Source organism: Bacillus sp. 7884-1, assembly GCF_002272245.1.
Taxonomy (GTDB): domain Bacteria; phylum Bacillota; class Bacilli; order Bacillales; family Cytobacillaceae; genus Neobacillus.
In genome coordinates this window covers 1-10,840 of the sequence record NZ_NPDD01000234.1, presented here as the reverse complement: position 1 = coordinate 10,840, position 10,840 = coordinate 1, and the positions used below count along the sequence as shown (strand labels likewise).

11 protein-coding genes and 1 riboswitch are annotated in these 10,840 nt (G+C 38.4%); of the genes, 5 read left to right on the top strand and 6 right to left on the bottom strand.

From position 1 onward, the window contains the following. Positions 1 to 111 precede the first annotated feature (111 nt). Together asnB and metK are read right to left on the bottom strand one after the other, a co-directional pair. Complete coding sequence (asnB, locus tag CHI06_RS25365) at positions 112 to 2,004, bottom strand: asparagine synthase (glutamine-hydrolyzing) (RefSeq protein WP_095251413.1); 1,893 nt, start codon at positions 2,002 to 2,004, stop codon at positions 112 to 114. A gap of 203 nt (positions 2,005 to 2,207) precedes the next feature. Then, a complete protein-coding gene (metK, locus tag CHI06_RS25360) occupies positions 2,208 to 3,407 on the bottom strand; it encodes a methionine adenosyltransferase (RefSeq protein WP_095251412.1) in 1,200 nt (399 codons plus the stop codon). Positions 3,408 to 3,610: 203 nt separating this feature from the next. Then, positions 3,611 to 3,752, bottom strand: a riboswitch (SAM riboswitch). 218 nt (positions 3,753 to 3,970) lie between these two features. Between metK and pckA the strand changes: the two genes are divergently transcribed. After that, positions 3,971 to 5,557 (top strand): phosphoenolpyruvate carboxykinase (ATP), encoded by a 1,587-nt coding sequence (gene pckA, locus CHI06_RS25355; protein WP_095251410.1) that lies wholly within the window; start codon positions 3,971 to 3,973, stop codon positions 5,555 to 5,557. A 36-nt stretch (positions 5,558 to 5,593) separates the two neighbouring features. Here the strand turns inward: pckA and CHI06_RS25350 are convergent, their stop codons facing one another. Together CHI06_RS25350 and CHI06_RS25345 are read right to left on the bottom strand one after the other, a co-directional pair. Beyond that, positions 5,594 to 5,836, bottom strand: a complete 243-nt coding sequence (locus CHI06_RS25350) for a DUF2584 domain-containing protein (RefSeq protein ID WP_095251409.1) — start codon at positions 5,834 to 5,836, stop codon at positions 5,594 to 5,596. A gap of 39 nt (positions 5,837 to 5,875) precedes the next feature. After that, on the bottom strand, positions 5,876 to 6,667 hold the full coding sequence (locus CHI06_RS25345; protein WP_095251407.1) for an alpha/beta hydrolase family protein: 792 nt from the start codon (positions 6,665 to 6,667) through the stop codon (positions 5,876 to 5,878). A gap of 128 nt (positions 6,668 to 6,795) precedes the next feature. On the opposite strand from CHI06_RS25345, the gene CHI06_RS25340 reads away from it, so the two are divergent. The 3 genes from CHI06_RS25340 to CHI06_RS25330 are packed head-to-tail and all read left to right on the top strand — an operon-like array spanning position 6,796 to position 9,397. Next, complete coding sequence (locus CHI06_RS25340; RefSeq protein ID WP_206021200.1) at positions 6,796 to 7,812, top strand: ABC transporter substrate-binding protein; 1,017 nt, start codon at positions 6,796 to 6,798, stop codon at positions 7,810 to 7,812. A gap of 21 nt (positions 7,813 to 7,833) precedes the next feature. Further along, on the top strand, positions 7,834 to 8,610 hold the full coding sequence (locus tag CHI06_RS25335) for an ABC transporter ATP-binding protein (RefSeq protein ID WP_095251406.1): 777 nt from the start codon (positions 7,834 to 7,836) through the stop codon (positions 8,608 to 8,610). Further along, positions 8,591 to 9,397 carry an ABC transporter permease gene (locus CHI06_RS25330; RefSeq protein ID WP_095251404.1) on the top strand — a complete coding sequence of 269 codons (807 nt, stop codon included), beginning with the start codon at positions 8,591 to 8,593 and terminating at the stop codon, positions 9,395 to 9,397. Before CHI06_RS25335 ends, CHI06_RS25330 begins: the two co-directional genes overlap by 20 nt. A gap of 20 nt (positions 9,398 to 9,417) precedes the next feature. Here CHI06_RS25330 and ytkD read toward each other — a convergent pair whose 3' ends face one another. Next, a complete protein-coding gene (gene ytkD, locus CHI06_RS25325) occupies positions 9,418 to 9,897 on the bottom strand; it encodes an RNA deprotection pyrophosphohydrolase (protein ID WP_095251403.1) in 480 nt (159 codons plus the stop codon). Between the two features lie 92 nt (positions 9,898 to 9,989). Beyond that, entirely contained in the window at positions 9,990 to 10,307 is a 318-nt protein-coding gene (locus CHI06_RS25320; protein WP_095251401.1) for a hydrolase, read from the bottom strand. A gap of 235 nt (positions 10,308 to 10,542) precedes the next feature. On the opposite strand from CHI06_RS25320, the gene CHI06_RS25315 reads away from it, so the two are divergent. After that, a complete protein-coding gene (locus tag CHI06_RS25315; protein ID WP_095251400.1) occupies positions 10,543 to 10,800 on the top strand; it encodes a DUF6154 family protein in 258 nt (85 codons plus the stop codon). The last annotated feature ends 40 nt before the right edge of the window (positions 10,801 to 10,840 follow it).

Sequence of the window (10,840 nt, the reverse complement as noted above, 5' to 3'; positions counted from 1 at the left end):
CACTGCGGTGTTTATTCGATGGAGCTTTCCTTAGTGGAGCACAAATCACAGCCAACTTTGTCACAGCCCAATAAAGAAGCACCCATAAATTTTTTATGGGTGCTTCTTATCTTAATGTTTCATTGTCTGCAGTTCTTTTTGGCCTGAAAAGGAATACTTTCCTTCTATATATACTTGATGCCAAATCATAAAAATAAGAACGGTCCAGATTTTACGGCTGTTATCCGCTTTTCCTTGGCAATGATCCTCAAGAAGGTTTAAAACATAAGCTTTATTGAATAAATGATCTGTATTGCTTTCACGAATAATGGTTTTTGCCCACTCATTCATTTCATTCTTTAGCCAATGACGAATTGGCACTGGGAAACCAAGCTTCTTACGGTTTAATACATGCTCAGGAACAATTCCTTCCGCAGCTTTTCGCAAGATATACTTTGTCGTACCATTAGCCGTTTTCAAGCTCGTTGGTATTTTGGACGCAGCTTCAAACACCTCTTTATCCAAAAATGGAACACGAAGCTCTAATGAATGCGCCATCGTCATTTTATCAGCTTTCAAAAGGATATCCCCGCGCATCCATGTATGGATATCAATGTATTGCATACGATCAACAGGATCATAACTTTTTGATTCTGTATAGAGCGGTTTAGTAATATCGGTGAAATGCAAGCCTTCACGATAAACAGACAGCAATTCTCTTTTTTCTTCCTCAGTGAACATATTCGCGTTGCCTATATAGCGTTCTTCCATAGGAGTTACACCACGTTCAATAAAGCTTTTACCCTTCATTCCCTCAGGCATTATGTTCGCAATCCCTTTTAATAATATTTTTCCTGCTCTTGGGATTTTATTAAAGATTTCTAAATCCTGTGGTTCACGGTAAATATTGTAACCGCCAAATAATTCATCCGCACCTTCACCAGAAAGAACGACTGTTACATGCTTCCTCGCTTCACGAGCTACAAAGTAAAGCGGGATGCAAGCAGGGTCTGCAAGGGGATCATCCATATGCCACATGATTTTCGGAAGTTCATTCATGTATTCCTGTGGTGTTATGACATAGCTGATATTTTCTACACCTAACTTTTCTGCTGTTTCTTTTGCTACATCGATTTCACTAAATCCCTGATGCTCGAAACCAACTGAAAACGTCTTAATAGCTGGGTGAAATTGTTTTGCAATGGATGCAATAATAGAAGAATCTATTCCGCCTGAAAGGAAAGAACCGACAGGAACATCACTTCTCATATGCATTTTTACTGAATCGATTAACACATCTTGTATTTCTTTAATAAAATCTGACTCTGGTTTTTGTATCGGATTAAAATGCGCTTTCCAATACCTTTTGATTTCCATTGGCGAGCCAATCTTCTTTGTAAAATAATGTCCTGGCTCTAACTTATGAATACCTTTAGACATTGTATTTGGCTCAGGGACAAACTGATAAGTCAAATAGTATTGAAGTGAATCATAGTCTAAAACATCATTTTCAAGGGCTAAAAGGATACTCTTTTTCTCGGAAGCAAAGAATGTTCTCTCTCCATCTACAAAATAAAAGTATGGTTTAATCCCAAATGGGTCCCTGGCACCGAATAATGTTTGTTCTTGTTTATCCCAAATGGTAAAAGCAAACATACCACGCAGTTTTTCTACAGCTTTTTCTTTTAAATGACTGTAAAGAGCAATAATGACTTCAGTATCCGAATTTGTGGCAAACTGTAAGCCCTCTTTGAGCAATTCTTCACGAAGTTCTACGTAGTTGTAAACCTCACCGTTAAAAATTATCCAATAACGCTCATTTTCATATGTTAATGGCTGATGTCCGCATTCGATATCAATAATACTTAAACGGCGAAAACCAAATTGAATATGATCATCATAAAAAAAGCCATCATCATCAGGTCCACGATGGGTAATAATATCGTTCATATTTTTGAATAGTTGTTTTTGTTCATCACGATAGTTTTGTTCCTTGTCGTGTACACAACCAATAAAACCACACATTATGTACGTCACCTACTCCAATCTAAATATCCAATCTAAAAAAACATACTCTCTTATCCTACCACTATTCATACAAAAATGTCAGTGTGAAAGGTAGGAAAATTCAGGTACCTACAGTTTTTACATAATTAGTTTGACCTAAACTTAGACGTTAATATAACAAAGGGAGTTACATGTATAATGTAACTCCCGCTAACTACTTCTTAAAGATTCGCTTGTTGAAGCAATGTGTCTGCTTTGTCTGTGCGCTCCCAAGGAAGGTCAACATCTGTACGGCCAAAATGACCATATGCAGCAGTTTGTTTGTAGATTGGGCGGCGAAGATCCAACATCTTAATGATTCCAGCAGGACGAAGGTCAAAGTTTGAACCTACAAGTTCAACTAATACTTCTTCGCTCACTTTGCCTGTACCAAAGGTATCAATAGCAATTGAAACGGGTCTTGCTACACCAATTGCATAGGCAAGCTGAACTTCAACTTTATCAGCAAGTCCTGCTGCTACTATATTCTTAGCAACATAACGTGCTGCATAGGCTGCAGAACGGTCAACCTTTGTTGGATCCTTACCGGAGAAAGCACCTCCGCCATGACGAGCATATCCGCCATATGTATCAACAATGATTTTACGACCTGTTAAACCAGCATCCCCTTGAGGTCCGCCAATAACGAAACGTCCTGTTGGGTTGATAAAATATTTTGTATTTTCATCGATTAATTCCTTAGGTACCACTGGATTAATAACATATTCCTTCAAGTTACGTTGGATTTGCTCCAATGTTACCTCCGGATTATGCTGAGTTGAGATAACAATCGTATCAATACGAACAGGCTTATCATTTTCATCATACTCAACTGTTACTTGAGTCTTTCCATCGGGGCGAAGATACTCAAGAACTTTATCTTTTCTAACCTCTGTTAACTTACGAGCAAGCTTATGTGCAAGAGAGATTGGAAGAGGCATAAGCTCAGCCGTTTCATTACAAGCAAAACCAAACATTAAACCCTGGTCTCCTGCTCCAATTGCTTCGATTTCTTCATCTGACATTAGTCCTTCACGTGCCTCAAGTGCCTGATCAACACCCATTGCGATGTCAGGACTTTGTTCACCAATTGAGGTTAATACTGCACAGGTCTCAGAATCAAAACCATATTTAGCACGATCGTAACCGATACCTTTAACCGTTTCACGAACGATTTTTGGGATATCAACGTAAGTAGATGTAGTAATTTCCCCTGCAACTAAAACTAATCCAGTTGTTACAGAAGTTTCACAAGCAACCCGAGCATTTGCATCCTTTGCTAAAATTGCATCTAAAATTGAATCAGAGATTTGGTCACAGATTTTATCTGGATGACCTTCCGTTACTGATTCAGAAGTGAACAAACGACGTTTTGTTGACATCTGATTTCCTCCTATATTATAAGATAAATCAAGGTTCATATGAAGGTTACAGGAATACTTCTTGAACCACTGATATTGATACGGTACTCATTCCCTTAGTATGAAATAAACAAAGGATAATTATTAGCAACTCTTTAAATAAAAGGTCTTATACAAAACAAAAAACCTTACCACATGAGGAAAGGTTGCTTGAGGGCCTTTCACTCTTATCGTTCAAGGTCAAAGCCTTGCGTCAGATTAGCACCTTCGCACTTGAGAAAATGACCATTTTGAAAGGTCGGTCTTCTCATAAAGCAGGTTGCTGGGTTTCATAGGGCCTGTCCCTCCACCAGCTCAGGATAAGAGAGTATCCGTTCAAATTAAAATCATACTTGAACATGTCGAACATTGTCAATAAAATTTTTAACAAATTAAGGTTAAATATATGAATTTTTCCCACTTCTAAATTATAGTTAATAATACAACCTAAATTCACCAATTAGTATAGACTATTCAGTTGAATGTGTTATACTATTCGTAAATATATTGAATATAAAAAAACAAAAAAGGAAGGGTTTTCTCTGATGAATTCCGTACATGTCCCAAATGAATTAAGTCAATTGTTAGAAGAAAATAATGTGCATATTCAATTGTCAGTACCTCAATTAGTGGAAAAAGTCTTATCAAGGAATGAAGGAAAGTTAACCTCTACTGGTGCCATTAGTGTATCAACAGGTAAATATACAGGAAGATCCCCACAAGACAAATTTATTGTCATGGAAGAATCAATAAAGGATAAAATCGATTGGGGTAAATTAAACCAGCCAATTTCGGAAGATGCCTTTAACAACCTCTATCATAAAGTTTTAGACTACTTAAAAGAAAAAGACGAAATATTTGTGTTTAAAGGTTTTGCAGGTGCAGATAAAAAGACACAATTGCCGATTCAAGTTGTGAATGAATTCGCTTGGCATAATTTATTTGCGCATCAATTGTTTATTCGCCCAAATGAAGAAGAATTATTGACACATAAAGTTGGTTTCAATGTGATTTCTGCTCCAAACTTTAAAGCAAATCCTATAGTTGATGGAACAAACTCTGAAACCTTTATTATCATCTCTTTCGAAAAACGAACCATATTAATTGGCGGAACAGAATACGCAGGTGAAATGAAAAAGTCTATCTTTTCAATTATGAATTACCTTTTACCTGAGAATAATATCTTCTCCATGCATTGTTCTTCCAATATTGGTGTTGAAGGTGATGTTGCTCTGTTCTTTGGCCTATCTGGGACAGGTAAAACCACCTTATCTGCAGACCCTAAACGCCGCTTAATTGGTGATGATGAGCATGGTTGGTCGTCTAACGGCGTCTTCAATATTGAAGGTGGCTGCTATGCAAAAACCATTAGTTTATCCCGTGAAAAAGAACCACAAATCTTCGATGCCATCTGTTTTGGTTCTGTACTTGAAAATGTTGTGCTTAATCCAGAAACTAGAATTGCAGACTATGACGACGCGTCACTAACTGAAAATACACGGGCAGCCTATCCAATTGAAGCGATTGATAATGTTGTGAAGCCGAGTATTGCGGGCCACCCAAATACAATTGTCTTTTTAACAGCCGATGCATTTGGTGTATTGCCTCCAATCTCAAAATTAACAAAAGAGCAAGCCATGTATCATTTCTTAAGTGGTTATACATCAAAACTAGCTGGAACAGAGCGTGGTGTTACATCACCTGAAGCAACCTTCTCAACCTGCTTCGGTGCACCATTTCTTCCTTTGCCTGCAACACGTTATGCCGAAATGCTAGGTGAAAAAATTCTTGAGCATAGTGCCAATGTCTTTTTAGTGAATACTGGATGGACAGGTGGAGAATACGGGGTCGGCAGCCGAATGAAGCTATCCTACACAAGGGCTATGATTCAAGCGGCACTTGAAGGTGAACTAAACCTAGTTGAAACCGTTAGAGACGATATTTTTGGTCTAAATATTCCGCTTCACATTGCTGGTGTTCCTGATGAGGTCTTGCAGCCAAGCAAAACATGGGCAGACCCACAAGCTTATGAAACCAAAGCGAAAGAATTAGCAGGCAAATTCCGTGAAAACTTTAAGAAATTCACGAAAGTCTCTGCAGAAATAGAACAATTAGGCGGACCAATCGCTTAAAGTGAAAACCCTTATCGTTATCGATAAGGGCTTTTATTAATTCGTGGAATTTAATGAAATTAATTGGTATGTTATCATCGTGCTGCTATTTTGCCATTCTACCTTTTTAATAACCGCTGTTCCACTCGTATCGCTTTCAAGTGTTTTTCTAACATCAATCGGAATATCAATTGGATAAAGCCTATAGCCTTCTTTTTCTAATTGGAAAAGGTTTTCCTCTACTCTCTTCTCTCTGCCTTTTGTTACAATCAATGTATTTAACTCAAAGGGCATACCCATATGTACCCGCTCCTCAGCATTTAGACTTACTTTATTTTATCATCTTTTGATCTGATTTTTCATCCACTTCGATAAATCCTTTACGATTTTTCTATTTACCGCCGGAGGAAAGTAGTGAGTAAACTCCTTAAAATACCAGCTTTCCACCTGTTTATTTAGAGCTTTCAGTCCTCGCTCAAGTCTGTAGCCATGCTCCACGGATACATTCTGGTCATTTACCCCATGGATAATGAGGACAGGGGCTGTTATCTTTTCAAGATTATAAAGAGGGGTTCGTTCCTCATATCTTTCTGGATATTTCCCCGGAGTTCCGCCAATTACCCTTTTTAGCATCTTCCGCAAGTCTTTTCTTTCTTCGTATGTTAAAAACATGTCACTTACTCCGCCCCAGGTCACAATGGAAGCTGCCTCTGGAAATTCAACTCCTGTCATTAATGCCATTACACCACCTCGGGAAAATCCAAATACATGGATATCTCTCACCCTAGGTATAGTTTTTAATAGCTCAAAGGCTGCAAAAGCGTCACCCCTATCCTCTCCAGCAAAATCCTCATTTCCCTCTCCGCCCTGATTCCCCCGATAATAGGGAGCAAATACCACGAATCCCTCAGAGGCAAATTGTGCAATTCTTGCAGGTCTTACTTTTCCAACATTTTTAATGCCGCCCCGCAAGTATAAAAATCCGTCATGGTTTCCTTTCATTTTCGGTTCGGCAAGCATCCCTTTTACTCTCAATCCATTAGATAGATAGGTTATTTCCCATAATTCCACTCTAGGATTGGGTGAAGGGAAACGATACGCCTCGATGATTTTTCCATTATCTTTGTTCACCTTACATTTCACCCTTCCTTTCAATCATCAAAAAATTTATGTACTGGGCATTCACACATTTATTACTTTATCATACGATATGGTAGGCCAATAGCCCAGATTTTGCCTTACTTAAAGGGGGTTCTAGTGTGAAAAAATGGTTTAAATTCGGTTTTTCATCGCTTCTCATTGTGATTCTCATGTTTTCAATTGCAGCTTGTAACGGTACCGACAAACCCGATACAGAGAAAATCGAAAAGGTCCGATTAGTGGAAGTTACCCGTTCCATCTTCTATGCTCCTGAATATGTTGCCATCGCTAAAGGATTTTTCGAAGAAGAAGGTTTAGATGTTGAACTGTCAACAGCCTTTGGCGGTGATAAAACCATGACTGCTTTGTTATCAGGTGGTGCCGACATAGCCCTAGTTGGCTCTGAGACATCTATTTATGTGTACGCCCAAGATTCAAATGATCCCGTCATTAACTTTGCGCAATTAACACAAACAGATGGTACTTTCCTTGTTTCAAGAGAAAAAATTGATAATTTCTCATGGGATCTATTAAAAGGGTCTACGTTCTTAGGCCAGCGTACTGGCGGTATGCCACAGATGGTTGGTGAATTTGTTCTTAAGAAACATGGAATCGATCCTCATCAGGATTTAAATCTCATTCAAAATATAGATTTTGCTAATATTCCAAGTGCTTTCGCTTCAGGGACTGGCGAGTTTGTTCAATTATTTGAACCGCAGGCAAGTATCTTTGAACAAGAAGGAAAAGGATATATTGTTGCTTCCTTTGGAACCGAATCAGGGCATGTTCCTTATACAACCTTCATGACAAAAGATAGCTACATGAAAGAAAACCAAGATATCGTAGAAAAATTCACAAGAGCCATTTACAAGGCACAGCAATGGGTTGAAACACACAGCTCTGATGAAGTCGCTGAGGCTATTCAATCCTATTTCCCTGATACAGACCTTAAACTTATTAGTACAGTAGTAGACCGCTATAAAGAGCAAGGCTCCTTTGCTACTGACCCAATTCTTGATGAAGAAGAATGGAACAATCTCCAGGATATCATGGACGAAGCCGGTGAACTTCCAGAAGTGGTAGATCATAAAACACTTGTTAATACTGAGATAGCTGAAAAAGTAAAAGAAGAATAATTAAAATGGGAGGCCGTCCAAATGAGTTTTTTAGCTATTAAGGATGTTCATCACACTTATTTCACTAAAGCCTCTGCAACCACGGCCCTCTCTGAGATTACCTTGCAAGTTGAGGAAGGAGAATTTGTTTCCTTCCTCGGCCCTAGCGGCTGTGGAAAGACAACATTGCTTTCAATCATTGCTGGGCTAATTAAGCCTACCCAAGGGACCATTTTACTTGAAAACAAACCACTATCAGGATTAAAAAGTCAAATCGGCTATATGCTTCAGCAGGATTACCTTTTTCCATGGAAAACAATCGAAGAAAATATCCTCCTCGGTTTAAAGCTATCACAACAATTGAATGATGAAACCAAGCTAGCTGCTTTAGACCTTTTAAAGCAAATGGGTTTAAGCGGGATTGAGAAGCAGCTTCCAAAGCAGCTCTCAGGCGGTATGAGGCAGCGTGCTGCTCTTGTAAGGACACTGGCAACTGAACCTAAACTGCTCATGCTGGATGAACCCTTTTCAGCTTTAGATTATCAAACTAAGTTAAAGCTGGAGGACCTAGTATCGAAGACGCTGGACGTATTCGGAAAAACAGCCATCCTTGTCACACATGATATCGGGGAAGCCATTGCCATGAGCGACCGGGTTGTACTCTTTTCGCCAAGCCCGGGCAGGGTTCATAAGGTATTTCAGATGCCGGATGAACTAAAAAATTTGTCTCCTTTTAACGCAAGGAACCACGAGACTTTTTCTAGTATCTTTCAAACAATTTGGAAGGAGTTGGAGTCACTTGAGTCAGGGAAAGAATAAGGTGAACCTCCTCCATAAAAATTATTTACATTCTCTTACGATTGAAAAAAGATGGGTTCGATTTTATCAGGTGATCATATTTTTAGTCTTTTTCACAGGCTGGGAAATATCCAGTCAGCAGCGGTGGATAGACCCGCTTTTGTTTAGTTCCCCATCTAAGATTTGGAATCTATTTTTAGAAAAATTTCAAGATGGTTCATTACTATCCAATCTTGGTGTAACCTTAACAGAAACTATTTTTGGTTTTATTTTAGGTACCCTGCTTGGAACCTTACTAGCAGCGTTACTATGGTGGTCACCGATATTTTCAAAAATTATCGACCCTTATCTGGTAATTTTAAATGCGATGCCAAAGGTAGCTTTGGGACCGATTCTAATTGTTGCCCTAGGTCCTGGATATCCTTCAATCATTGCGATGGGTGCCATTATCTCAGTTATTATTACCACACTTGTCGTCTATACATCTTTTAAAGAAGTGGACCCTAACTATTTAAAAGTACTTCAAACCTTCGGGGCGACACGTTTTCAATGCTTTAAAGAGGCCATTCTGCCCGCGAGTTTCCCAACAATCATTTCAACTTTAAAGGTGAATGTTGGATTATCATGGGTGGGTGTCATTGTTGGTGAATTCTTAGTTTCCTCGAGGGGACTTGGTTACTTGATTATTTACGGCTTCCAAGTATTTAATTTTACACTGGTCTTTTTATCACTGCTGGTGATTGCTGTCGTCGCCACGATTATGTATCAGCTGGTGGAGCTGTTAGAGAAAAAACTTATCAAGGAATAGCGGCTTATAAAATTTTGTCGCTATTCTTTTTCAATTTGGAGCTTGTTTATATAATTTATACACGCTGGTATCACATCATCCTTCATAATAAAACTGTACTCATCGCCAAACCGTACTTGCAAAATATCTCCTTCCACCACAAAAGGTCCATTGGTTTCGTAATAGTTATTTGTTTTACTAATCGATTTTATTTTGCCCCAAAAAACGGCCTTCACAAAAGAATCTTTTCCTTCAGTCACTTTATATTCTGCTATCTGTGAAAGTTCGTACACTTTTGCACCCGTTTCCTCATAAACCTCTCGCCGAGCAGCTTCTTCAAGGGACTCCCCTTCCTCCACTTTTCCACCTGGAAATTCTAGACCTCGAACCTTATGATTGGTTAAATACCAAGCACCCTTATACTGGCTAATAACAAGCACATGCTTTGCATTTTTTTCGAATGCGTTAGCTGCAAAAGATAGCTCCACCTTGTTCCCGTTTTTATCATAAAACTCCTTCATCTTTGCTCTCCCCTTGGGTTCCCTTTTTGGTTTCATTATAAGCGAAAAAAAGCGGAAAATCCCTATAGAAAGGATTTTCCGCCTTTTTAATCTTATTCTGGTAAAATATTCATCGATTCAATATGACTTTTTGCTTCCTCATCTCCGAGGTTGTAAATTATCCCATATACTTGCCGGATGGTATTGTCATATGCGTCATTTTCACGGTCATGATGATATTGAACATAGGGAACATGGGCTCTCATGAAATTTTGCCATTCCGTTGAATAGTTTTGATCAAATAGCTCTCTTAAATGCGTGATTTCCTCATCATTTGCTTGGATTTTAAAGCTCCATGTGGAAGCTGTTGAACTTTGGGATATCTGTCCATGCCCAACATCTATATAATAGGTCTTTTTTTGCTCATCCATTATGTCATCCCCTTATTAATATTATTTAGAATTTCCCACAATCAAATAAAATTTATTCTTTTTCAAATTTCGACGTTTTTTTTAGAACTGAATCATGTATAATTGTCATAATATTAAGAAAATGGATTTTAACATTTTTGCCATTTCTGCTTCTAAGATAGAGGATATTTTTCATCATTAAGGGAATTGAATAAGTAAGGAAAAAATTTAAAAAAATTCTTTGGAGGTGAACGAGATGAGGTTAGTCGATGAATTATTTCAAATGTATCGCGACAAGCTGACAGGTGATGAAGAGGATATTGATATGTTAGCATTCGCCTTCTTAGAAGAAATGTCACATGAGGATCTTCTCCATTTGATAAAAGAGATGGATAAACAAGAATTATATGATTTAATGGGGCTCTATTTAATTGAGAGCTTGAAAGGAAAATTTGCGCAAGAGGAGTACGGACAACAGCGCGCCCATACTTATTATCCAAGGAATATCCATTGATTATTACATACCACAATAAAAAGCGGAAGCGCCTTGCTCA